This window comes from Janthinobacterium sp. CG_23.3 (genome assembly GCF_046115965.1).
Classification (GTDB): domain Bacteria; phylum Pseudomonadota; class Gammaproteobacteria; order Burkholderiales; family Burkholderiaceae_D; genus Janthinobacterium.
Genome location: NZ_JBJXIB010000026.1, coordinates 21,786 through 43,007, shown reverse-complemented (window position 1 = coordinate 43,007; position 21,222 = coordinate 21,786). Strand labels below are relative to the sequence as shown.

The following is a 21,222-nucleotide window of genomic DNA, read 5'->3' as shown; positions in this document are numbered from 1 at the left end:
TCCACATCAGGCGGATTCGCCCGCGCGCCGCGCCCGCTCGACCGCATCGTCCAGACGGTCGTTGCCCCAGTACATTTCGTCGCCGACGAAACATGTCGGCGCGCCGAAAATACCCAGCGACGTCGCCCGCACGGTGCGCTCCTTGAGCCTGAGCTTGTTGGCGTCGGCCTGGGCCGCGTCGATGATGGCCGCCGCGTCCAGCCCCAGTTGCAGCAGGACGGCGGCGACGCTGTCGGCGGCGTTGATGTCGAGGTCGGCCGAGAAATTGCGCAGCATCACGCGCCGGCAAAACTCGGCGATCCAAGGTTCTCGTTCGCCATACAAGGCCACGCGCACCGGCAACAGCGAATGGCGCGGAAATTCGGATGGTTGCCGCCAAGGCACACCATACTTGTCGCATTGCCGCGCCATGTCGCGCCACATATAGTTGCCCTTGGCTTTTTGTAGCACGAACGGCGAGTTGTCCCAACCCATCGCCTTGAAAATCGGCCCCAGCACGAACGGGCGCCAGAGCACGGTCACGCCGGCTTGCCGCGCCAGTTGCTCGATCCGCATCACGCTCAGATAGCTGTAGTTGCTGCCGAAGTCGAACCAGAATTCCAGTTCGGCCGGCGCGGCTTGCGGATTCGACTGCATATTCGTTTGCATCACCACTCCCTCAATAGTCAAACACCAGCAGACAACGGATCTCTATGCTTTCGCGCAACGGGGCGCCGGCCGGCGCGTGCGGATGCGCGAAAGCCGCGTGCGGGGTGAAGCAGGCGAAGCGCTCCGCCTGCGAATCGAACTGTTTGAACAGCAGCGTCTCGTCGGACGTCATGGCCGGAAAGTACCACCAGCGATGGTGTTCATTATGCAGCGCCTGAAAGATCTCGCCCCGGCGCGACGGGTAGAAAAGATCGCTCGCCACCAAGTCGGCCGGCGCCACGGTGCGCGCGTCGCACAGCGCCAGCGGCGCGTCCAGCACCGGATGGCGCAGCGTGCGCCACAGGTTGACGATGCTGTAGCGCCGCGGCGGCCGCTCCTCCCCGTCCAGCGCCAGCGCCAGCCGGCGCTGCGCCGACGCCGGCGTGAAGTCGCAATGAACCCGCCCCGCCGCCCCGGGCCGCGCACCGTCGCGCCGGCCGAACGCCTGCGGCGCGCCGGGCTGGCGTTGTCGCACCAGATGGTCGAACACGAAGGCGCGGCTGGCCCCGCTGGCGGCCAGGGCAAGCTCGGCCACCTCGGGATAATAGGTCCGCACCACTTCGTCGTTGTCGTAGAAGTCCTGCACCGCGCTGCGCGAGCGCAGCAGCGCGAAGCCGGCGCCGTCAAGCGACGGCTCGACCCCGCCGCCGCGGGCGTCGCCAACCTGCAGCGAATGCCGCTGGTATTCGCAGTTCTGCCACGCTGCACCGTCCGGCGGCGCGAACATGTAGTTATAAGGACGCGCCGCGGTCGGCCGCAAATACTCCAGTTCCGCCGTGACCACGCCCGGGCGCGTCTCGTTTGTCTTCGTATCCATGTTTTCTCCCTGATTCCATTTGGCTGCCAACAACGCCATTGAAACGCATTGCACGACCCCGCTCAAGCGATATCCACGCGCACTTCACATGCTTGCAGCGAATGCGTCAAGTCGGATAATTTTGACGCCCGCGGCGCTGGCGCCGCGCCACTTCGGCTACACTGGGGTCCCTGTCCATACGCCGAACCGCCATGTCCAATCGCCTTCTCGACCTGCCGCCGCTGGACCTGCTGCGCAGCTTCGTCGCCGTTGGCCGGCGCATGAGTATCACGCTGGCGGCGGCCGAACTGTGCCTGACCCAGTCGGCGGTGAGCCGGCGGATCCAGGCGCTGGAGGCCTTCCTCGGCCACCGCTTGTTCGTGCGCGGCCACCGCAGCATCGAGTTCACCAGCGAAGGCCGGCGCCTGTTCCGCAGCGCCGACGCCTGGCTGGAGCAGCTCGGCGACGTGGTCGCGGCGCTGCGCCCGTCCGGCGCGCAGCAACCCGTCACGGTCAGCGCCAGCGTCGGCGTCACCGCCCTGTGGCTGCTGCCCCGGCTGGGCGCCTTCCAGGCCGCCTGGCCCGAGGTCGACGTGCGCGTCGCCGCCGGCAACCGATTCGTCGACCTGGAACGTGAGAATATCGACCTGGCGCTGCGCTACTGCCGACAATCCGACGCCCCGCCGGACGCGGTGCGCCTGTTCGGCGAGGCGCTGGTGCCGGTGGCCCACCCGGCGCTGGGCGTGTCGGCGATTGAAGACCCGGCGCAGTTGAGCAGGCATGTGCTGCTTGAATTCGACGACGTCTCAATGCCTTGGTTGCAATGGCGCGACTGGTTGCGCGGCGCCGGCGCCGGCAGTGTGAAGCCGAAGGGTGTGCTGCGCTTTAACCAATACGACCAAGTGGTGCAAGCGGCCCTGGCCGGGCAAGGCGTGGCGCTGGGCCGGCTGGAACTGGTGCGCCCGCTATTGGCGGAGCACAAACTGGCACCGGCCAGCGCGCGCGCTAGCACGCTGGTCGACTACGGCTACTGGCTGATAGAGCGCAACAGCCCGGTCAGCGGCCACGCCGGCGTGGTACGCGACTGGCTCTTGAAACAAGCCGGCCATTCATTCGCCAGCGACATGTGACGTGGTACCCAGCCGCGGCGAACGACAGGGTGTCGTGCAGCAGTCAAAACACCGCGCGCCCATTCTGGTATTGTTAATATCAATTCAATAATGGTCACGACGATGAAAATACTCGCCCTATCCGGCAGCCTGCGGGCCGCCTCGCTGAACAGCGCGTTGCTGCGCGCGCTCGCCCGCATCGCGCCGGCCGACATTCACGTGCAGCTGTTTGCCGGCGTCGGCGCGCTGCCGCTGTTCAATCCCGACCTCGAGGCCAGCGACCCGGCCCCGGTGGCCGCGCTGCGCCAGGCCCTTCTGGCGGCGGACGCCGTGGTCATCGCCAGCCCGGAATACGCCCATGGCGTAAGCGGCGTGATGAAGAACGCGCTCGACTGGATGGTCAGCAATGAATCCTTCATCAACAAGCCGCTGGCACTGTTCAACGCGTCGCCGCGCGCCACGCTGGCCCACGCCGCGCTGCGTGAAACGCTACTGACCATGTCGGCCCGCGTAGTCGACGCGGCGTCGATCACGCTGCCGATCATTGGCGCCGGCATCGGCGAGGACGGCATCGCCGAGCACCCCGAGATGCGCGCCGCGCTGCTGGCCGCACTGCGCCGCCTGCAGGCGGACGCCACTTCACAGCTTTAAACCAGCGCTAGGTGAAGGATTTTCGTCGTGCGGAATGAGTGCGTTTGTCGTATTGTTATTCCGCTTGGCCGCGCTCGCGCAGCAGGTCGCTCAGGCTGCGCGCGGCCGGCTTCAGCGGCTGGCGGTGCTGGGTCCAACCCAGCTGGCGCGTCGGCGTCAGCGCGCGCAGCCGCGTTGCCGCCCAACGGAACAGGCGGTAGGTGGCGGGGTGCGCGAAGGCGCCGCTCCAGAAGCGCCAGATCAGCTTTTCGCTGCGGCTGAACTTGGCGCCCTGGCCGCGCAGTTGATGGGCCACCTGCTCGTCCGGGTTGCGGTTGGCCTCGGTGCGCAGGCGGATCAGCAGTTGCGGTATCGGGATGCGCACCGGGCACACTTCGCCGCAGGCGCCGCACAGGCTCGACGCGGTGGCCAGGTCGGCCGTCGCGTCCAGGCCCAGCAGATGCGGCGAGATGATCTTGCCGATCGGCCCGGGATAGGTGGTGCCGTAGGCGTGGCCGCCGATGCGGGTGTAGACCGGGCAGTGGTTCATGCAGGCGCCGCAGCGGATGCATTGCAACGTCGTGCGCAGCTGCTCGTCGGCGTAGGCCTGGCTGCGGCCGTTGTCCAGCAGGACCAGGTGCAGCTCGCGCGGGCCGTCCAGTTCGTCGCCGCGGCGCGGCCCGGAGATCAGGTTGAAGTAGGTGGTGATGGCCTGGCCGGTGGCCGAGCGGGTCAGCAGGCTGGCCAGCGGCACGATGTGCGCCAGCTTAGCGACCACTTTTTCCATGCCCATGATGGCGATGTGCACGTCCGGCACGGTGGTGGTCAGGCGGCCGTTGCCCTCGTTCTCGACCAGCCACAGCGTGCCGGTGTCGGCCGCCGCGAAGTTGACGCCGGACAGGCCGATGTCGGCCTCGGCGAAGGCCAGGCGCAGCGCCCGCCGACCGGTCTGGATCAGCGCGTCGACGTCCTCCGTGTAGGGCGCGTCGGGGATGTGCTTCTCGAACAGCGCGGCGATGTCGCCGCGGGTCTTGTGGATCGCCGGCATGACGATGTGCGACGGCTTTTCGTCGGCCAGCTGGACGATGTACTCGCCCATGTCGGACTCGATGCAGCGCACGCCGCGCTCGGCCAGGTAGTGGTTCAGCTCGATTTCCTCGCTGACCATCGACTTGCCCTTGACGATACGGCTGGCGCGGTGCGCCTCGGCGATGCCGTGTACGATGGCGTTGGCCTGGGCGGCGTCCTCGGCCCAGTGCACCCGCACGCCGGCGGCGCTGAGTTTATCCTCCAGTTGCACCAGCAGCTCGGGCAGGCGCGCCAGCGCGTGCTGGCGCACCGCCTCGCCCAGGTCGCGCAACTGCTCCAGTTCGTCGCCGTCGGGGAATTGCGCGCTGCGCTTGTTTTGCAGGAAGTCCATCGCGCCGCGGAAGCTTTGGCGCAGCTTGGGGTCGTCCAGCGCGGCGCGGGCGCGCGCGTGGAAGTCGGCCGGCGGCACGAAATGCAGGGTGTTGGCGTTCATGCCGCTGGTCCCGTCGCGGCGGCCGCCTGTGCGGCCGGCGCCACCACGATAATCACCCACATCCAGCGCGGGCCGTGCGCGCCGTAGGCCAGGGTTTGCTGGATGTCGGAGGTCTTCGACGGCCCCGACGCCAGCACCAGGTTGCTCGGCATGCCGTCGGCCCAGCGCTCGGCGCGGGCGGCGGCGTGCAGGTCGGCGTGCAGGGTGTCGGCGTGCACCAGCGCCACGTGCAGCGGCGGCACTAGCGAGGCGCTGCGCGGCGAGCCGCGGTCCGGCGCCAGCACCAAGGTGCCGGTGGCGGCGATGCCGGAGCGCGCCACCGTGAAGCCGGCGTCCACGCTGTCGAACAACTCGCCCTTCCACTGCTCCAGCGGACGGGCGAACGGCAGCGCCTCGACGCCCGCCGGCAGCGCCCGCGCCAGCGCCGCGCCCTCGGCGCTGGCCGGGTCCAGCAGCAGGCGCAGCACGCCGTGCGCGGCCAGTTTTTCGGCCAGTTGCGCCGGCCACGCCGCCGCCTCGGCGCACCAGACTTCGGCGTGCGAGGTGGTCAATGCGGCCTGCATCGCGCGCACCAGTTGCGCGTTCGAGGCGGGCGCGCGGCGGCCGTCGTAATGCTCGTCGATGCGCCCGTCGAGTTGTTCGACCGGCGCCGGCGCGCTCGGATTGGCGGCGCGCAGCCGTCCCAGCATGCGCTCGCGCGGGCCCATCGCGCTCATGCCGCCTCCCCGGCGGCGCCGCTGCGCCGCCACAGGAAACTGGCCAGGTGCTCGACCGGCAGCGGCGCGCCCTGGCGGGCGGCGGCGTGGCCGATGTTAAGCAGGCAGCCGCAATCGGCCGAGACCAGGCGTTCGGCGCCGGTGGCGCGGGCCGAGGCGATCTTGTCGGCTACCATCGCGCCGGAGATGTCGGGATGCTTGAGCGAGAAGGTGCCGCCGAAACCGCAGCACTCCGATTCGCGCTGGTGCTCGATGCGGCGCACGCCGGGCAGCGCGTCGAGCAGTTCGACGCCGTGCGCCCGCGTGCCCATTTCGCGCCGCGCCGCGCAGGAGGTGTGCAGCACCACGGCTTCCGGCGCCAGTGCGGCGGCGCCCGCAGCCTTGGCGAAGTCCACCTTCAGCACGCGCACCAGGAATTCGCTCAGCTCATAGACCCGCCCGGCCAATTCGCGCGCCTTCGGGCCGGCCACCGGGTCGTGCTCGAACAGCAGCGGCCAGTGGTGGCGCACCATGCCGGCGCAGGAGCCGGAAGGCACGACCACCGGCCAGGGTTGGGCGAACAGGTCGAGCTGGGCACTGGCGACGGAGCGCGCCTGCTCCGGGTTGCCGCTACTGTAGGCCGGCTGGCCGCAGCAGCTTTGGCCGCGCGGAAAATGCACGGCCACGCCTTCGCGTTCCAGCAGGCGGACCGCGTCCAGCCCGGCCTGCGGCAGGAACAGGTCGACCAGGCAGGTGGCGAACAGGTAGACCTGTTGCGGCGGCTCGGGGTAGTGGCGTTGTTGCCGTGGTTGCATAGCTCGCTCCTAGATGCGCCCCGTCCGGTGTGCGGGTCGACGCGTTGTCACCAGCGTTTGTATGTCGCGCTGTGGTTTGAATGTAAGATGCGCCATCATTCCAGCTTCCGCGGCCAAGCTCAAATTGGTCGGACCAGCGTGGAAACGGCACAACAAGGGGGACGGCAATGGCGACAGGGATGCAGGCGCGGGGGCGGGTCGAGGCGGTGATGCGCAAGCTGGAAAGCGCGCTGTTGGACGGCAGCCTGCCGGCCGGCGCGCGGCTGCCGGCCGAGCGCGCACTGGCCCAACGTTACGGCGTGTCGCGCAACACGGTGCGCGAGGCAACCCAGCGCCTGGCCGCGCGCGGCCTGGTGCGCAGCCGCCGCGGCGCCGGCGTATTCGTCACCGACCAGCTGCGCACCGGCATCGCCTCGCCGTGGAGCCAACTAGTCGCCGACCACCCCGCCCTGCGCGACGACATCCTCGAATTTCGCCGGGTGCTGGAGGGAGCGACCGCTTACTTCGCGGCGCAGCGCGCCGACCCCGACGACCGCGCGCGCATCGCCGCGCTGATGGCGGAACTGGAGCGCGCCAGGGGCGCCGACGACAAGAGCGGCGAAGCGGCCGCCGACGCCAAGCTGCACGAGGCCATCGCATTGGCCTCGCACAACACCATGTTCCTGCACCTGCACACCAGCGTCATCGGCATGCTGCGCGAGCACATCACCATCAACGGCACCGGCTTGCGCGAGGCCGACGCCGACACCTCGGCCCACCTGCTCAGCCAGCACCGCACCGTGTGCGAGGCAATCTGCGGCCAGCGCCCGGAGGAGGCGCGCACGGCGATGCAAAGCCATATCGACTTCGTGCGCAGCCGCGTGCAGCGGGAAGACGATTCAGGCGGATTGGTTGGACCAGTTTAGATAAGCACTATTTATAGGCCGAGCTCCAAGCCGGCGCCCCAGCCCTGCGCCATCGCGGCGACGGCCTGGGCCGGGTCGGCGGCGCGCGCCTGCGCGTTGCGCGCCTGGCTGCCGGCGCGGTCGAGCTGGAACAGCGAGCGCGCCAACTGCCGCCCGCCGTGTGTGATGGCGCCGGTCTTGTCGGCGCGGCGCGCGGTGAAGCCGGCCAGCGCCAGCGACAAATCGCCGCCCGGCTCCAGGCAGCGCGCCAGATGCCAGGCGTCCTCCAACGCCTGGCAGGCACCCTGGCCCGACGTCGGCAGCGAGGCGTGCGCCGCGTCGCCGATCAATAGCACGTTGTCGCGGTGCCAGCGCGCGACCGGCTCCAGGTCGTAGATCGGAATGCGGCGGATGGCCCCGGCCTCGGTGTGGGCGATGACGCGGCCAACCGGCTCCGGCCAGCCGGCGAACTGCTCGGCCAACGCCGCCTTGAAGTCGCCGCCGCCGCAGGCGCCCGGCGCGGCGGCGGCTTGGGCGCCGGCCCAGTACAGCTTGCGCCGGCCGACCGGCACGATGCCGAAGCGCTCGCCAACGCCCCAAAAGTCGAGCACGGACAAGTCGTCGACCAGGTCGACCGGCGCCTCCACGCTGGCGACCCAGTTGACGAAACCCTGGTACCGCGGCGCGGCGACCTCGGCGCAATGGACGTAGCGCCTGGCGAGCGAATCCATGCGGCCGTCGGCGCCGACGATCAGGTCGGCGCGCTCGACGCGGCCGTCGTCGAAGCGCACGGCGGCGGTGCCGTCGCCAACGGCGCGCAGCGCGACCGCGGTGGCGCCGTCGTGGAGCTGGACGCCGAGCCGCGCCATCTCCGCCAGCAAGATCGCCTGCAGGTCGCGCCGCAGCAGGGCGTGGCTGGCGTAGCCCATCGCCCGGTCCAACCCGCCGATGTCCAGGCGCATCAGCAATCGGCCGCACTGGTCCATGCGGCACATGCCGGGCGGGGTGCCGCCGACCGCCGCCACCTGCGACAACAAGCCCAGCTCCGACAGCACGAAACTGGCGTTCGGCCATAGCACCACCCCGGCGCCGAGGCCGCCGGCCAGGGCGCGGCGTTCGAACACGCGTACCGCGTGGCCGCGCTGGCGCAAGGCAATGGCCGCCGCCGCGCCGGCGACGCCGGCCCCGAGAATGAGAATATCCATCCGTACTCCTTTATATGCGCAGCAAGCGCCCGACGGCACATGCTACGCGCATGCCGGCGGCGGCATAAGCGGGCATAATCGGGATTCTTCATTGCATATTTGGGATAGTCGTGAAAGACCAGCTCGATCTGAACCATCTGCGTTATTTCGTCGCCATCGTCGACGCCGGCAGCTTCGCCGGCGCGGCGCGGGCGATGGCGCTGCCGACCTCGAATGTCAGCCGCCATCTGGCGCAACTGGAGGACAGCCTCTCGGCGCGCCTGCTCGAACGCCACACGCGCGCGCTGCGCCTGACCGAAACCGGGCGCCAGTTATACCAACGGGCCAGGCCGATGATGGACGACATGGCCGCGCTGGAGCGGGAGCTGCGCCACAGCGACGGCGCCTTCAGCGGCACCCTCAAGCTGTGCCTGCCGGCCGAATTCGGCGCGCGCCTGCTCGGTCCCGTGGTCGCCGAGTTCTGCGCCGCGCACCCGCGCGTCGACATCGAATGCCACACCGGTATGGCCGGGCGCGACGTGGTGCGCGACGACGTCGACGTCTCGATCTTGTTCCGCCGCGGCGTGCCGGACGACAGCGCGGCGATCCAGCTGCCGCTGCTATCGCTGGCCAGTTGCGTGGTGGCCGCGCCGCAGCTGCTGGCGCGCTGTGGCGTGCCGGCCACGACGCGGCAACTACAACAACTACCCTGCATCTCGACGCTGGCGGCGCTGAACGGCACCCCCTGGCACTTCGTCGACGCCGGCGGACGCGCCCGCCCGGTCGCGGTGCGGGCGCGCTACCGCGTCGACAGCGGCGACATGGCGCGCGCCGCCGCGCTGGCCGGGGTCGGCTTTGCCATGCTGGCCGAGGCCAGTTGCGCCGCCGAGATCGAACGCGGCGCGCTGGTGCGGCTCGACCTGGAGCTGCGCCCGGCGCCGCTGGAACTGGTAGCGGCCTACCCGAGCCGGCGCCACCTGTCGGCCAAGACCCGCGCCCTGCTCGATCTGATGCAGCTGCGGCTACGCCAGTGGCGCTGCTGAACGCGGACGCTGCGGCGCCGACAAAGCGCTTGGCGTTTCGCCGACGGCATGGGAAACTCTGGGAGCGCCGTCGGGTGAACGTCGTCCCAACCCCGGACACCGGACACCGGAACCTGCCGTCGCCCGAGCGCGCATGCCGCCCGGTGGACGGCGGCGCGCGGCACCGGCGCCGGTGGCCCAACTTTATTCACAGCGGGGGCAACAATGACGCAAGCAAGGACGCGACGGGCGCCGTCGATCCGGCCGCTATTGGCGGCGCTGGCGCTGCTGCTGGCCGCCAGCGCCGCCGCCGACGACGACGTGGTCTATCCGCAAGCGGCGGCGGCGCTCGACAGCCGCTACGAATACGACTGGGCGGTGCTGCGCGCGGTGCTGGAAAAGACCCGCGCGCGCTTCGGCCCGTTCACGCTGCGCCAGGCGGCCGGCAGCATGTCGCCGGCGCGCGCCAGCGAAGAGCTGATGGCGTCGGACGGGCGCATCAACCTGCTCGCGCGCGCCACCACCATCGAACTGGAACAGCAGTTCCTGCCGATTCGCATCCCGATCGACCGCGGCCTGCTGGGCTACCGCATCTTCCTGGTACGCAGTACCGACCTGCCGCGCTTTGCCGCCGTGCGCACGCTCGATCAGTTGCGCACGCTGCGCGCCGGCCAGGGCCGCGCCTGGGCCGACATCGCCATCCTGCGCGCGGCCGGCGTGCCGGTGGTCGAAGGCAGCACCTACGACGGCCTGTTCCCGATGCTCAGCGAGGGACGCTTCGATTTCTTTTCGCGCGCAGTCGACGAGGCGTTGCGCGAATACGACGAGCGCCGCGCCAGCCTGCCCGACCTGGCGGTCGAGCCCACGCTGCTGCTGCACTACCCGCTGCCGCGCTACTTCTTCGTGCGCCGCGACGCCGCCGGCAAGCAACTGGGCGCGCGCATCGAGGCCGGCCTGGAAACGATGCTGCGCGACGGTTCGCTCAACGCCCTGTTCTACCGCTACAAGGGGGCGATACTCGAACGCGCCGGCTTGCCGCGGCGGCGCGTGCTGCAACTGCCGAACCCCAACCTGCCGCCGCAGACGCCGCTGGCGCGGCGCGAACTGTGGTACGACCCGTTCAGCGGCAAATAAACCCCCGAAGCGGCCGAACGGGCATACCCGCAAGCAAAGCTGGCGCCTCGGGCAATCCGCCGGACATTATATAATTAAATATAATGATTGCCGCCGGCGTCCGCCGGCGCATATGGAGAAGCCCGATGTCGATTGATTGGAATGCCTTCACGCCCTGGTCCGCCCTGCTCGGCGGCGCACTGATCGGCGTGGCCGCCGCCATGCTGGTGCTGTTCAACGGCCGCGTCGCCGGTATCAGCGGCATCCTCGGCGGCCTGCTCAAGCCGGTGCGCGGCGACGCCGGTTGGCGCGCCGCGTTCCTGCTCGGCCTGCTGGCGGCGCCGGCGTTGTACGCGCTGTTCGCCACGCTGCCGGCGGTGCGCATCGACGCCGGCGCCGGCGCGCTGCTCGCCGCCGGCCTGCTGGTCGGCCTCGGCACCCGCTACGGCGCCGGTTGCACCAGCGGCCACGGCGTCTGCGGCTTGGCGCGGCTGTCGTGGCGCTCGGCCGTGGCCACCGCCACCTTCATGTGCGCCGGTTACGCCACGGTGTTCGCGCTGCGCCACCTGCCGGCATTTTGAGGGGACGCCATGTTGATCGTTAGCGCATTGCTGGCCGGCCTGGTGTTCGGCCTCGGCCTGATCGTCTCCGGCATGGCCAACCCGGCCAAGGTGCTGGGCTTCCTCGACCTGGCCGGCGCCTGGGACCCGTCGCTGATGCTGGTGATGGGGGGCGCCGTCGGCGTCGCCCTGATCGCTTTTGCGCTGGCGCGGCGGCGCGCCACGTCCCTGCTCGGCGCCACCATGCGCCTGCCCGGCGCCGGCGCCGTCGACCTGCGCCTGGTGCTGGGCGCGACGCTGTTCGGCGCCGGCTGGGGCGTCGCCGGTTTTTGCCCCGGCCCGGCCCTGGTCGGCCTCGGCATGGGCCAGCCGAAGGCGCTGCTGTTCGTCGCCGCGATGCTGGCCGGGATGGCGCTGTTCGAGCTGTTCGAACTGATCAAGCGCCAACGCCGTAGGTCGGATTAGCGGTACGCGTAATCGGGCAATGTTGGCCGAGGCGAGCCGCGCTGCTCCGGGCCGAGGTTGTCGGGTTGCGCCCTACGGGCTAAGCCAACCTACGAAAGGCGCGCTAACTCTCGTGCTTCAGCCCTTGGTGGCGCCAAAGGTGAGGCCGGCGACGAAGTGCCTCTGCATCAGGAAGAACATGGTCACCGACGGCAGCGCCGCCAGGATCGAGCCGGCCGACACCAGGTTCCAGGCGGTGGTCCACTGCCCCTTCAAGCCGGCCACGCCGACCGTGATCGGCGCCGCGCTGTCGCCCTGGGTCAGGCACAGCGCCCAGAAGTAGTCGTTCCAGACGAAGGTAAACACCAGAATGCCGAGCGCGGCCAGGGCCGGGCGTATCAGCGGCAGGATGATGCTGTAGAAAAGCGTCCACTCGCTGGCGCCCTCGATGCGCGCCGCTTCGATCAGTTCGAACGGCAGTTGCTTGATGAAGTTGCGCAGGAACAGGGTGCAAAAGCCGGTCTGGAAGGCGACGTGGAACAGTACCAGGCCCTGCACGGTGTTGAAAACGCCGAAGTCCAGCGACAGGTTGCGCACCGGGATCATCAGTATCTGCACCGGCACGAAGTTGCAGGCGACGAAGGTGGCGAACAGCAGCGTGTTGCCGCGGAAGCGGTAGGTCGACAGCGCGAAACCGGCCATCGCCGCCAGCGTGATCGCGCCGATCACCGAGGGCACCGTGATCAGTACACTGTTCCAGAAATAGTGCAGCATCGGCGAGGCGGTCAGCGCCTCCCGGTAGTTGGCCCACATCGAGAAATCCTCGGGCCAGCCCCAGTAATTGCCCTGTGCAAGTTCCTCGGCGGAGCGCACCGACGTCACCATCACGGCGAGCATCGGCAGCAGCCAGACCAGCAGCGCCAGCGGCAGCGACAGCTTGTAGAGCCTGCGGCTGAGCGGTTTCCATTTGTCGATCGGCATGGGATACATGGTGGTCCTCGCTTATTTTTCGGTGCGCAGCATGCGGCGCAGGTGGTAGACGATATACACCAGCATCAGCCCGAACAGCACCACGGCGACGGCGGCCGAATAGCCCTGGCGGTAGTATTTGATGGCCTGGTCGTAGGCGTAGTAGGCCAGCACGGTGGAGCTTTCAAACGGCCCGCCGCCACTCATCACGGCGATCAGGTCGAAGCTGCGCAGCGCGCCGATGATGGTGACGACGACGGCCATGAAGGTGCTCGGGCGCAGCTGCGGCAGGATCACGTAATACAGCATGCTCCAACCCTTGGCGCCCTCCATGCGCGCCGCCTCGACCTGCTCGGCGTTGATCGAGGTCAGGCCGGTCAGGAACAGGATCATGCAGTAGGCGGTCTGCGGCCACAGCGCGGCGAAGATGATGCCGTAGCTGACGTAGCGCGGGTCGCCCAGCACCGGGATGCCCTCGCCGAGCAGCAGCGCCAGCAGGCCGAAGGTGGGGTCGTAGAACCAGCTGAAGATCAGGCCGACGACCACGCCGGAGAGCACGAAGGGCGCGAAGAACAGCGACTTGACCAGGCGGATGCCCTTGACCTGCTGGTTCAGGTAGAGCGCCACGGCCAGGCCGGCCGGCGGCGCCAGCAGGAACAGCGCCAGCCACAGCACGTTGTTCTTGAGCGCGGCACCGAAGGTGGCGGCGTGGAACAGCTCGACGTAGTTGTCGAGGCCGACGAAGGTCTTCTCGGCCAGGCCGTCCCAGTTGAAGAAGCTCAGGTATAGCGTGCTGAGGATGGGATACACCACGTACAGGCCGACCATCAGGCAGGCCGGCGCGAGGAAGAAGAAGGCGGCGCGGTGGCGCTTGAACGCCATCGAGGTGCGCCGCCGCGGGCGGCGCGCGGCGGCCGGCGCCGATTGTTGGGTTGAGCTGATTGATGTCATCGTGGACCTTGCTGGGGTGCTGTCGGTGTGGCGGGCGCCCTGCGAACGTTGAATCGAAACCAAGGGCGTGGCCCCGGGGCCAGACCCGAAGGTCTGACCCCGGCTCGGCGCCTTGGATTGATTTTTAGCGCCGCCGGCCCGCTGGCTTGGCCTGGTGGCGCGCCGGCATCAGGATTTCTTGTAGATGCGCTTGCGGGTCTGCTCCAGTTGGCCCAGGATCTCGTCGATCGCGTTCGGGTCGTTGATGAACTTCTGCATTCCCTTCATGCCCTCGTCGGCCATTTCCTTGGTCATGTCGCGGTCGTAGAATTGGGCGATGCCGCCCTTGGTGCCGGACAGGATCTCGAAGCCGATACGCGATATCGGCTCGGCAGGCGCCGGCGACCGGGCGTTGGCCGGCAGCGAACCGAGGCCCTCGGCCAGCTTGGCGCTGATCGCAGGGGTACCGGCGAAGGCCAGGAAGCGGCGCGCGTCCGCCTTGTTCTTGGCGCGGCTAGGGATGTGCAACGATTCGATCGGGCCCTCCTCGGCGGTCGGCACGGCGGCGTCGATCACCGGGAACTGGAAGTAACCCATGTTGGCGGCTTGCTTGGCCGGGAAGCCCTTGGCGATGAAGGTGCCCATCAGCATCATCGCGGCCTTGCCCTGGAACATGAACGGCTGCGCCGCGTCGAGGTCGTAGGACAGCGCGTTGTCGATGAAGTATTTGTTGTCGAGCAGGCCCCTCCAGGTGCTGTAGACCTTCTTCACGCGCGGGTCGGTGTAGGCGATCTCGCCCTCCATCAACTTCTGGTGGAAGGCGTTGCCGTTGATGCGCAGGTCGAGGTAGTCGAACCAACCGGCCAGGGTCCAGGCATCGCGCCCGCCCACGCTGAACGGGCTGATGCCGGCCGCCTTGAGTTTCTTGCACGCCTCCATGAACTCCGCCCAGGTCTTCGGTTCGGCGCCGACGCCGACCTTCTGGAACAGGTCCTTGCGGTAGAACATGCCCCACGAGTAGTACACCGACGGCAGCGCGTACTGCTTGCCCTTGTACGAGGAGGCGTCCTTGCTCGACGCGTACATCTCGTTCCAGTTGTTCTTGTTCCAGTCGGCGCTGAGGTCCTCGAACAGGCCGCGGCTGGCGTAGTAGGCCATGCGCTCGCCGTTGTGCCAGGTGACGACGTCGGGCGCCTCGCTGGAGAGCCAGGCCGGCAGTTGGATCTTGTAGGCTTCCTCGTCGATGAAGGCGGCCTTCACCTCGACGTCCGGGTTGGCCTTTTTGAAGTCGTCGAGGGTCGACTGCCACACGGCGCGCTGGCTGGCGCCCTTGAAGGCGATGTTGACGGCCAGCGTGCCGGCCTGCGCGACGCCGCACAACAGCGCCGCCGAGATGATCCCTGCCTTGAATACTTGTTTCATTTGCCTGTCTCCTTGGATGATGGATGGTTACCGCATACATGGTTCCGGAACTGCGCCCGGTTTGCTGTGTATCCTGTTAATTGCGCGCCGGGATCCGGTACACCGAGACGCCCTGCGGCGGCACGCTGGCGCCGCCGATGACGTACTCGGCGCCCTGTCCCAGCGGCGCCGGCGCCGCCGTGTCGCCGTAGTTAAACACATAGCTCAGATCGCCGCGTCGGCTGATGCGCAGGGTCTCCGGCAAGTCCAGCGTGTCGAGCCCGGCGGCCCGCGCCACCGCGCCGAAGTACGACTGCGTGAAGGCGGCGTCGAACGCGCCCGCCAGATAGTGCAGGCCGGCGTGGCGCACGATGGCCGGATGGCCGTCCTCGAAGGTGGCGGCGACCTCGGTGCCGCCGCCCGGCTCGACCAGGTCGCGCCACATGCCGGCGCTGCCGGCGACGGCCCCGCCCGCCACCGCCACCGCCATGGCGACGTTCGGGCGCAGCGACTCGACGCGCCAGACGCGCATCGGCAGCACCGCCGCCAGCGGCCCCGGCGGCAGGTTTGCGGGAATTTGCAGGTCGACGGTCTTGGAGCCGGTGCGCGGACCGAACACCACCTGGGCGCCGCTGTCGCGCAGGCGCGCCGGCAGCGACGCCGGCAGCACCGGCAGCGGCGGCACCACCACCATGCGGTAGCCGTCCAGCGGCGCGTCGACCGGCACCACGTCGACGTCCAGGCCCAGCGCGCGCAGCGCCGAATAGTAGTCGAAGACGAAGCGCGCGTACTGGAAGTCGGCGCCCTGCGGATGCACCTCGAACAACCACTTGGCCTGGTAGTCGAACAGCAGCGCGACGCGGGCCTGGACCTGGGCGCCGGGATGCTCGATGGCGGCCAGCTCGCGCGCCACCAGCGCCGCCTCGGCGCCGCCGACGTCGAGGCGGTCGTCCGGCGTGTGCAGGCCGGCGTGCATCTGCTCCTGGGCGAAGCGGCACTGGCGCCAGCGGAAGTAGGAGACGCAGCCGGCGCCGTGGGCGAACGCTTCCCAGCTCCACAGCCGCACCATGCCGGGCAGCGGCGCCGGGTTCCAGCCGGCCCAGTTGACCGGGCCGGGCTGCTGCTCCATGACCCAGAACGGCTGCTTCGACATGCCGCGGTACAGGTCGTGGTTGAAGGAGGCGAAGTCGGGGTGGCCGGTGCGCAGCCAGCGCGCCTTGGTGGCTGGGTCGAACCAGAATTCCTCCAGCGCGCCCAGCGGATAACTGTCCCAGGTGGCGGCGTCGAGGTCGGCCGCCACCTGGTAATGGTCGAACTCGAAGAAGTTCTGCATGAAGTTGTGCACCATCGCGCGGCCCGGCGCCAGCGGGCGCAGGATTTCCACCTGCATGCGGTTGTAGCGCGCCAGCTCGTCGGAGGCGAAGCGGCGGTAGTCGAGCCGGTGCGCCGGATGGGCCTCGGTGACGGTGCCGACCGGCGCGTCGATCTGCTCGAAGCTGGTGTACTCCATGCTCCAGAACACCGTGCCCCAGGCGGCGTTGAGCGCCGCGACGCTGCCGTAGCGGTCGCGCAGCCACAGACGGAAGCGCTTTAACGCGTCGGCCGAATAACTGACCACGGTGTGGTGGCAGCCGTACTCGTTGTCGGTCTGCCAGGCGGTGACGGCCGGGTGTGCGCCGTAGCGCTGCGCCAGGATGGTGACGATGCGGCGCGACGCCTCGAAGTAGGACTCGGACGAAAAATCGTAGTGGCGGCGCGAGCCGAAGGCGCGCGGGCGGCCGTCGGCGCCAACCGGCAGAATGTCCGGATGCTGGTCGATCAACCACTTCGGCGGCGTCGCCGTCGGCGTGCACATGACCACCTCCAGCCCGGCGGCGCCCAGCACCTCGATGGCGCTGTCGAGCCACTCCCAATTGAACTGGCCGGGCGCCGGTTCGATGCGGCTCCAGGCGAATTCGCCGATGCGCACTTGGGCGATGCCGAGCGCCTTCATGCGCGCGGCGTCTTCCCGCCACATCGATACGGGCCAGTGTTCCGGGTAATAGCAGACTCCTAAACGCATTGCGCTTGCTCCTGTTGGGCTGGGGTGGTGGCGGACACGGCGTCGCCGTCTTCGAGGAAAAGGTGGCAGGCGGCCGGATCCAGGCCCAGCGCCAGCTCGTCGCCGACCTCGACGGCCAGGTTGCCGGGCGCCTTGGCCAGCAGCGGCTCGCCGCCGGCCTGCTCCAGGTGCACATAGGTTTGTTCGCCGAGGCGCTCGACCAGCGCCACCCTGCGGCGCATGCCCCGGGGCGCGTCGGCGGCGACGCTCAGGTGCTCGGGACGCACGCCCAGCACCACCGCCTGGCCCGGGCGCAGCGCGGCGCCGTCGACGGCGACCTCGACCTCCTCGCCGCCGCGCTCGAGCCGCACCCGCACCGAGGAGCCGCCAGCGCCGGCGCCGAGCACGCTGGCCGGCAGGAAGTTCATTTGCGGCGAGCCGATGAAGCCGGCCACGAAGCGGTTGCGCGGCCGGTGGTACAACTCCAACGGCGTGCCGACCTGGGCGATGCTGCCGAGCCGCTCGACGTCCGGGCCGGCGCGCAGCAGCACGATCTTGTCGGCCAGGGTCATCGCCTCGACCTGGTCGTGCGTCACGTACACCACGCTGGCGTCGGCGAACTGCTTGTGCAGGCGGGCGATTTCGACGCGGGTCTGGCCGCGCAGCGTCGCGTCCAGGTTCGACAGCGGCTCGTCGAACAGGAACACGCCGGGCTGGCGGACGATGGCGCGGCCGATCGCCACGCGCTGGCGCTGGCCGCCCGACAGCTCCTTCGGCTTGCGTTCCAGAAGGGCTTCGAGCTGCAGCACCTTGGCCGCCGCCCTTACCCGCTGGTCCAGCTCGGGCCGCGGCGTCTTCGCCAGCTTCAAGCCGAAGCCGATGTTCTGGTACACCGTCATGTGGGGAAACAGCGCGTAGCTCTGGAACACCATCGCCACGCCGCGCTCGGCCGGCGGCACCTCGTTCATCAGCTCGCCGGCTATGCGCAGCTCGCCGCCGCTGACGTCTTCCAGGCCGGCGATCATGCGCAGCAGGGTCGACTTGCCGCAGCCGGACGGGCCGAGGAAGACGCAAAACTCGTGCGCGCCGATCTCCAAGTCGACGCCGCGTATCACCGCCACGTTGTTGCCGTACACCTTGTGCACGCCCTTCAGGGAAATGCTTGCCATTGTTCTTGTCTCCAACAGAAAATCAATGAGGTTAAGCGCTTAACCAACTAGGGCAAAAAAAAGTGTCGTCCATGTCAACACCGCCGCCTGTGGCTTTTTATTTTGAATAAATATACCAAAGCTCATTTCGCAACGCAATCGTTTTCGCTTTTTTTCGTTTTTACGCCATTCTGCGCGCCAGCCATTGACAGCGACGGCCAAAGCGCTGTTGAATGCGTCTGACCCTCTCTACAGGCAGCCCATGACCACCCTCTCCGAAGTTGCCCAGCGCGCCGGCGTGACCTCCGCCACCGTCTCGAACGTGCTGCGCCAGCGCGGCAAGGTCGGCGCCGAAACGCGCGCGCGCGTGCTGGCCGCCGTCGATGCATTGGGCTACCGCCCGCACCTGACCGCGCGCGCGCTGGCCGAGGGCCGCGCGCCGACGCTGGCGCTGATGGTGTCGAGCATCGCCAACCCCTTCTACCCCGAATTCGCGCTGGCGGCGGAACAGGCGGCGCGCCAGCACGGCCGCTTTCTGATCGTCTGCAACACCAACGACGACCCGGAAATCGGCCGCGCCTACCTCGAGCAGATCGCCGGCACGCTGTCGGATGGCGTGCTGGTGATGAACGCCAACCTGCAATTCGAGGATCTGCGCATGACCCAGCGGCGCGGCGCGCCGGTGGTGCTGTGCATGTGGGAAAAGCCGCACGAGCCGCCCGGCCTGCCCTGCATCGCCGTCGACTTCCACCTGGCCGGCGCGCTGGCGGCGCGCCACCTGATCGAACTGGGGCACAGGCGCATCGGCATCATCGTCGCCGGCGGCGCCGCCTGCATCCACGCCGAGCGCGAGCGCGGCTTCATCGACGAGCTGGCCGTGCTGGGCCACGCCGGCGCCGCCGTCGCCAGCGTGCACGCCGACGACACGGTCGAGGGCGGCCACCAGGGCGCCACCGCGCTGCTGACGGCGGCGCCGGACCTGAGCGCGATCTTCGCCACCAACGACTTGCCGGCGCTGGGCGCGATGCACGCCGCCGCCGACCTCGGCCTGAAAGTGCCGGACCAGTTGTCGGTGATCGGCATCACCGACATCCAGCTGGCGCGCCAGTCGCGCCCGGCCCTGAGCACGGTGGCGGTGCCGACCGCCGAGGCGGCGACGCAGGCCATCGCCCTGCTGCTGGAGCTGATCGCGCAGCAGGCCGGGCCGGCGCCGGTGCGGGTGTGCTCGCCGCCGTTGCTGGTGCAGCGCGCCTCGACGGCCAGGCCGGCCCCGGACGCCGCGGTGTGATGGATTAAGTGACGGTGGGCGCGCCGTCGGGGATCCAGTACACCGTGCGCCAGTTGCCCAGGTCGGCCAGCGCGCCGGCCGCGGCGCGGGCCAGCAAAATGCCAAGCAGCAGCCCGCTCATGATCGTGCCGACAATTTTTCCGCGCTCGGCCGGAGCGGCCAGCGTGGAGGCCAGGGGTATCAAGACTTGCGCCACCACGGACAGGCCGCCGGCGATGGCCGTGCCAAGCAGGATGAAGGCGAAGCTCGGCGCCAACGCCGTCATCAACAAGCCGCAGGCGGACAGGATGGTCATGGCGACGATCAGGCTGCGCCGCTCCAGCATATCTCCCAAGGGGACCAGCAAGATCAGCCCGAGGGCGTAGCTCAGTTGGGCCACGGTGGTGATACTGCCGGCCGCCGCGGTGGACAGGCCGAATTGCGCGCCGATGGTGTGCAACAGCGGCTGGGCGTAATAATTACTGGCCACGGTCAGGCCGGTGGCAACCGCCATGAGCAGCACGATGGGGGAACTCAGGCGCGCCGCGGCAGCGCTGGCGGGACACGGTGGCGGCACGGAACTATGGTGGGGAACGATGCGCATGGACTTTTTGCCTTCTTGAAATGCCTGTAATGTAGCCTGCCAAAAGCGGGCCGGCAATTCAACATTCTCGATTTTCGTTATCTGGAAATCCAGATAACGGCGAGGTCCAAGCTGTACAATCTCCGGCCTGCTATCAAGCATTTTCTGGGGAGGAAACAGTGGAGCGGAATATCGCACTTGATCAACTCAATTTCCGTCTGCTGAACGTCTTTGTCGCCCTCTTTCGCGAGCGCCACGTGGGGCGTGCCGCCGATGCGCTGGGGATGTCGCAGCCGACCGTGTCGACGCTGCTGGCGCGCCTGCGGCAAGTGGCCGGCGATCCGCTGTTTATTCGTAGCGCGAAGGACGACATGCGCGTTAATTGGTGCCGGCGCGGAAGCGCAGGTAGTCGTCGGCGCTTTGCCGCGGCCGTTCGACCATCGGCAGGTGGCCGACGCCGGGCATGACGACGACCTGCGAGCGCGGCATCAGGCGCTGCAGCACGGCGGCGCTGCCGACGTGGATGGCGCGGTCCTGCTGGCCCCAGACGATCAGCGCCGGCGTCGCCAGGCCGCTGGCGCGCGCCTCCACCGATTCGCCCACCAACTGCTTGAAGATGTACTCGGCCAGCGGCGCATTGGCGACGACGCCCTTGGCGATCACGTCGAGGATGGGCCGCGGCACGAACGGCGGATCGTTCATGACGAACTCGAAGGTCCGCGCGAACTCCTCCTTGCTGCGGGCGATCAGCGGATTGCGTCCGGTGCTCTGGTAGATATCGGCGAGCTCGCTTTTCGGCGCGCTCCACACCCCGGACGGGGCGAGCAGCCACAGGCTGGCCACCTCGGCCGGATACGCGGCCGCGTAGGTCAGCGCGATCTGCCCGCCCATCGAACTGCCGCCCAAATGCAGCTTGCCGACGCCGAGCGCGCCGGCGAAGGCGCGCAGCCGCGCCGCCTGCGCCCGCGGCCGGTAGTCGGCGCCGGCCAGGCGCGCCGATTCGCCGAAGCCGGTCAGGTCCGGCACGATGACGCGGTAGTGCGGCGTCAGCAGCCGCGCCACCCGCGTAAAGTTGTCCTTGTCGGCGCCGAAGCCGTGCAGCAGCATCAGCGGCTCGCCCTGCCCGCCCTCGAGGTAGGCGAAGCGCAGGCCGTCCGGCAAGACGATTTCCTTGCGTACCAGGCCGGCGCGCTGGCGGTCGGCGTCGATCGCCAGGCGCGTCACCCACTCGGGCGCGGCGTACACCAGGCCGGTTGCCGCCGCGACCGCGACCAAGCCGGCCGCCAGCAACCATTTCAACACACGCATAGCTTCTCCTGAAGTTGTTGGCAACGATAGTGGGGAGGATGTCGGCGAGGGACGGCGCCGCGCTGCCGCCTGCCAAAAAAATGATTTATTTTACAACAGAAAAACGGCGTGCGC

21 protein-coding genes and 1 pseudogene are annotated in these 21,222 nt (G+C 68.9%); 9 read left to right on the top strand and 13 right to left on the bottom strand.

Annotation, left to right across the window (positions count from 1 at the left end):
* Nucleotides 1–6: 6 nt before the first annotated feature.
* Both ACFDR9_RS09075 and ACFDR9_RS09070 read right to left on the bottom strand, forming a co-directional pair.
* Nucleotides 7–648 (bottom strand): 2-hydroxychromene-2-carboxylate isomerase, encoded by a 642-nt coding sequence (locus ACFDR9_RS09075; RefSeq protein WP_409030806.1) that lies wholly within the window; start codon nucleotides 646–648, stop codon nucleotides 7–9.
* 10 nt (nucleotides 649–658) lie between these two features.
* On the bottom strand, nucleotides 659–1,504 hold the full coding sequence (locus ACFDR9_RS09070; RefSeq protein ID WP_409030805.1) for a CmcJ/NvfI family oxidoreductase: 846 nt from the start codon (nucleotides 1,502–1,504) through the stop codon (nucleotides 659–661).
* Nucleotides 1,505–1,695: 191 nt separating this feature from the next.
* Between ACFDR9_RS09070 and ACFDR9_RS09065 the strand changes: the two genes are divergently transcribed.
* Together ACFDR9_RS09065 and ACFDR9_RS09060 are read left to right on the top strand one after the other, a co-directional pair.
* On the top strand, nucleotides 1,696–2,613 hold the full coding sequence (locus ACFDR9_RS09065; RefSeq protein WP_409030804.1) for a LysR substrate-binding domain-containing protein: 918 nt from the start codon (nucleotides 1,696–1,698) through the stop codon (nucleotides 2,611–2,613).
* A 102-nt stretch (nucleotides 2,614–2,715) separates the two neighbouring features.
* Complete coding sequence (locus ACFDR9_RS09060) at nucleotides 2,716–3,243, top strand: NADPH-dependent FMN reductase (RefSeq protein ID WP_409030803.1); 528 nt, start codon at nucleotides 2,716–2,718, stop codon at nucleotides 3,241–3,243.
* A gap of 55 nt (nucleotides 3,244–3,298) precedes the next feature.
* Here the strand turns inward: ACFDR9_RS09060 and ACFDR9_RS09055 are convergent, their stop codons facing one another.
* The 3 genes from ACFDR9_RS09055 to ACFDR9_RS09045 are packed head-to-tail and all read right to left on the bottom strand — an operon-like array spanning nucleotide 3,299 to nucleotide 6,254.
* Complete coding sequence (locus tag ACFDR9_RS09055; protein WP_409030802.1) at nucleotides 3,299–4,744, bottom strand: LutB/LldF family L-lactate oxidation iron-sulfur protein; 1,446 nt, start codon at nucleotides 4,742–4,744, stop codon at nucleotides 3,299–3,301.
* Nucleotides 4,741–5,460 carry a lactate utilization protein C gene (locus ACFDR9_RS09050; protein WP_409030801.1) on the bottom strand — a complete coding sequence of 240 codons (720 nt, stop codon included), beginning with the start codon at nucleotides 5,458–5,460 and terminating at the stop codon, nucleotides 4,741–4,743. Before ACFDR9_RS09050 ends, ACFDR9_RS09055 begins: the two co-directional genes overlap by 4 nt.
* Complete coding sequence (locus ACFDR9_RS09045; RefSeq protein ID WP_409030800.1) at nucleotides 5,457–6,254, bottom strand: (Fe-S)-binding protein; 798 nt, start codon at nucleotides 6,252–6,254, stop codon at nucleotides 5,457–5,459. Before ACFDR9_RS09045 ends, ACFDR9_RS09050 begins: the two co-directional genes overlap by 4 nt.
* Nucleotides 6,255–6,433: 179 nt before the next feature.
* Here ACFDR9_RS09045 and ACFDR9_RS09040 point away from each other — a divergent pair, with 179 nt between their 5' ends.
* Complete coding sequence (locus ACFDR9_RS09040; protein WP_409030799.1) at nucleotides 6,434–7,159, top strand: FadR/GntR family transcriptional regulator; 726 nt, start codon at nucleotides 6,434–6,436, stop codon at nucleotides 7,157–7,159.
* An 11-nt stretch (nucleotides 7,160–7,170) separates the two neighbouring features.
* Here the strand turns inward: ACFDR9_RS09040 and ACFDR9_RS09035 are convergent, their stop codons facing one another.
* Nucleotides 7,171–8,343 carry an FAD-dependent monooxygenase gene (locus ACFDR9_RS09035; RefSeq protein WP_409030798.1) on the bottom strand — a complete coding sequence of 391 codons (1,173 nt, stop codon included), beginning with the start codon at nucleotides 8,341–8,343 and terminating at the stop codon, nucleotides 7,171–7,173.
* Nucleotides 8,344–8,453: 110 nt separating this feature from the next.
* Here ACFDR9_RS09035 and ACFDR9_RS09030 point away from each other — a divergent pair, with 110 nt between their 5' ends.
* The 4 genes from ACFDR9_RS09030 to ACFDR9_RS09015 all read left to right on the top strand — a co-directional run bounded on the left by ACFDR9_RS09030 (nucleotide 8,454) and on the right by ACFDR9_RS09015 (nucleotide 11,482).
* Nucleotides 8,454–9,365, top strand: coding sequence for a LysR family transcriptional regulator (locus ACFDR9_RS09030; RefSeq protein WP_409030797.1), 912 nt, complete (start codon nucleotides 8,454–8,456; stop codon nucleotides 9,363–9,365).
* Between the two features lie 204 nt (nucleotides 9,366–9,569).
* Complete coding sequence (locus ACFDR9_RS09025) at nucleotides 9,570–10,478, top strand: hypothetical protein (RefSeq protein WP_409030796.1); 909 nt, start codon at nucleotides 9,570–9,572, stop codon at nucleotides 10,476–10,478.
* Nucleotides 10,479–10,603: 125 nt separating this feature from the next.
* The gene (locus tag ACFDR9_RS09020; RefSeq protein WP_409030795.1) at nucleotides 10,604–11,038 is read left to right on the top strand and encodes a YeeE/YedE family protein; all 435 of its coding nucleotides are present in this window, start codon (nucleotides 10,604–10,606) and stop codon (nucleotides 11,036–11,038) included.
* A 9-nt stretch (nucleotides 11,039–11,047) separates the two neighbouring features.
* A complete protein-coding gene (locus ACFDR9_RS09015; RefSeq protein ID WP_409030794.1) occupies nucleotides 11,048–11,482 on the top strand; it encodes a DUF6691 family protein in 435 nt (144 codons plus the stop codon).
* A gap of 117 nt (nucleotides 11,483–11,599) precedes the next feature.
* Here ACFDR9_RS09015 and ACFDR9_RS09010 read toward each other — a convergent pair whose 3' ends face one another.
* The 5 genes from ACFDR9_RS09010 to ACFDR9_RS08990 form a co-directional block, all read right to left on the bottom strand.
* Entirely contained in the window at nucleotides 11,600–12,451 is an 852-nt protein-coding gene (locus ACFDR9_RS09010; RefSeq protein ID WP_409030793.1) for a carbohydrate ABC transporter permease, read from the bottom strand.
* Nucleotides 12,452–12,463: 12 nt separating this feature from the next.
* Nucleotides 12,464–13,381, bottom strand: coding sequence for a carbohydrate ABC transporter permease (locus ACFDR9_RS09005; RefSeq protein WP_017874539.1), 918 nt, complete (start codon nucleotides 13,379–13,381; stop codon nucleotides 12,464–12,466).
* A 168-nt stretch (nucleotides 13,382–13,549) separates the two neighbouring features.
* The gene (locus tag ACFDR9_RS09000; RefSeq protein WP_409030792.1) at nucleotides 13,550–14,782 is read right to left on the bottom strand and encodes an ABC transporter substrate-binding protein; all 1,233 of its coding nucleotides are present in this window, start codon (nucleotides 14,780–14,782) and stop codon (nucleotides 13,550–13,552) included.
* Nucleotides 14,783–14,858: 76 nt separating this feature from the next.
* The gene (locus ACFDR9_RS08995) at nucleotides 14,859–16,823 is read right to left on the bottom strand and encodes a beta-galactosidase (protein ID WP_409030791.1); all 1,965 of its coding nucleotides are present in this window, start codon (nucleotides 16,821–16,823) and stop codon (nucleotides 14,859–14,861) included.
* Nucleotides 16,814–17,971 carry an ABC transporter ATP-binding protein gene (locus tag ACFDR9_RS08990; RefSeq protein ID WP_409030790.1) on the bottom strand — a complete coding sequence of 386 codons (1,158 nt, stop codon included), beginning with the start codon at nucleotides 17,969–17,971 and terminating at the stop codon, nucleotides 16,814–16,816. The genes ACFDR9_RS08995 and ACFDR9_RS08990 overlap by 10 nt, the downstream gene beginning before the upstream one ends.
* 241 nt (nucleotides 17,972–18,212) lie before the next feature.
* Here ACFDR9_RS08990 and ACFDR9_RS08985 point away from each other — a divergent pair, with 241 nt between their 5' ends.
* On the top strand, nucleotides 18,213–19,238 hold the full coding sequence (locus ACFDR9_RS08985) for a LacI family DNA-binding transcriptional regulator (protein ID WP_017874535.1): 1,026 nt from the start codon (nucleotides 18,213–18,215) through the stop codon (nucleotides 19,236–19,238).
* Between the two features lie 31 nt (nucleotides 19,239–19,269).
* Here the strand turns inward: ACFDR9_RS08985 and ACFDR9_RS08980 are convergent.
* Nucleotides 19,270–19,731 (bottom strand): annotated as a pseudogene (locus ACFDR9_RS08980) (MFS transporter); the annotation flags it as partial.
* Between the two features lie 248 nt (nucleotides 19,732–19,979).
* Between ACFDR9_RS08980 and ACFDR9_RS08975 the strand changes: the two are divergent.
* Complete coding sequence (locus tag ACFDR9_RS08975) at nucleotides 19,980–20,267, top strand: LysR family transcriptional regulator (RefSeq protein WP_409030789.1); 288 nt, start codon at nucleotides 19,980–19,982, stop codon at nucleotides 20,265–20,267.
* Here the strand turns inward: ACFDR9_RS08975 and ACFDR9_RS08970 are convergent.
* Nucleotides 20,179–21,108 carry an alpha/beta fold hydrolase gene (locus ACFDR9_RS08970; protein ID WP_409030788.1) on the bottom strand — a complete coding sequence of 310 codons (930 nt, stop codon included), beginning with the start codon at nucleotides 21,106–21,108 and terminating at the stop codon, nucleotides 20,179–20,181. The genes ACFDR9_RS08975 and ACFDR9_RS08970 overlap by 89 nt on opposite strands.
* Between the last annotated feature and the right edge of the window lie 114 nt (nucleotides 21,109–21,222).

Excerpts from the sequence above, each read along its gene's own strand:
- ACFDR9_RS09020 (WP_409030795.1), top strand. The coding sequence starts at position 10,604 with ATGTCGATTGATTGGAATGCCTTCACGCCCTGGTCCGCCCTGCTCGGC.
- ACFDR9_RS09065 (WP_409030804.1), top strand. The coding sequence starts at position 1,696 with ATGTCCAATCGCCTTCTCGACCTGCCGCCGCTGGACCTGCTGCGCAGC.
- ACFDR9_RS08970 (WP_409030788.1), bottom strand. The coding sequence starts at position 21,108 with ATGCGTGTGTTGAAATGGTTGCTGGCGGCCGGCTTGGTCGCGGTCGCG.
- ACFDR9_RS08990 (WP_409030790.1), bottom strand. The coding sequence starts at position 17,971 with ATGGCAAGCATTTCCCTGAAGGGCGTGCACAAGGTGTACGGCAACAAC.
- ACFDR9_RS09070 (WP_409030805.1), bottom strand. The coding sequence starts at position 1,504 with ATGGATACGAAGACAAACGAGACGCGCCCGGGCGTGGTCACGGCGGAA.
- ACFDR9_RS09045 (WP_409030800.1), bottom strand. The coding sequence starts at position 6,254 with ATGCAACCACGGCAACAACGCCACTACCCCGAGCCGCCGCAACAGGTC.
- ACFDR9_RS09075 (WP_409030806.1), bottom strand. The coding sequence starts at position 648 with ATGCAAACGAATATGCAGTCGAATCCGCAAGCCGCGCCGGCCGAACTG.
- ACFDR9_RS09060 (WP_409030803.1), top strand. The coding sequence starts at position 2,716 with ATGAAAATACTCGCCCTATCCGGCAGCCTGCGGGCCGCCTCGCTGAAC.
- ACFDR9_RS09055 (WP_409030802.1), bottom strand. The coding sequence starts at position 4,744 with ATGAACGCCAACACCCTGCATTTCGTGCCGCCGGCCGACTTCCACGCG.
- ACFDR9_RS09005 (WP_017874539.1), bottom strand. The coding sequence starts at position 13,381 with ATGACATCAATCAGCTCAACCCAACAATCGGCGCCGGCCGCCGCGCGC.
- ACFDR9_RS09035 (WP_409030798.1), bottom strand. The coding sequence starts at position 8,343 with ATGGATATTCTCATTCTCGGGGCCGGCGTCGCCGGCGCGGCGGCGGCC.
- ACFDR9_RS09025 (WP_409030796.1), top strand. The coding sequence starts at position 9,570 with ATGACGCAAGCAAGGACGCGACGGGCGCCGTCGATCCGGCCGCTATTG.
- ACFDR9_RS09040 (WP_409030799.1), top strand. The coding sequence starts at position 6,434 with ATGCAGGCGCGGGGGCGGGTCGAGGCGGTGATGCGCAAGCTGGAAAGC.
- ACFDR9_RS09015 (WP_409030794.1), top strand. The coding sequence starts at position 11,048 with ATGTTGATCGTTAGCGCATTGCTGGCCGGCCTGGTGTTCGGCCTCGGC.
- ACFDR9_RS09010 (WP_409030793.1), bottom strand. The coding sequence starts at position 12,451 with ATGTATCCCATGCCGATCGACAAATGGAAACCGCTCAGCCGCAGGCTC.
- ACFDR9_RS08985 (WP_017874535.1), top strand. The coding sequence starts at position 18,213 with ATGACCACCCTCTCCGAAGTTGCCCAGCGCGCCGGCGTGACCTCCGCC.
- ACFDR9_RS09000 (WP_409030792.1), bottom strand. The coding sequence starts at position 14,782 with ATGAAACAAGTATTCAAGGCAGGGATCATCTCGGCGGCGCTGTTGTGC.
- ACFDR9_RS08995 (WP_409030791.1), bottom strand. The coding sequence starts at position 16,823 with ATGCGTTTAGGAGTCTGCTATTACCCGGAACACTGGCCCGTATCGATG.
- ACFDR9_RS09050 (WP_409030801.1), bottom strand. The coding sequence starts at position 5,460 with ATGAGCGCGATGGGCCCGCGCGAGCGCATGCTGGGACGGCTGCGCGCC.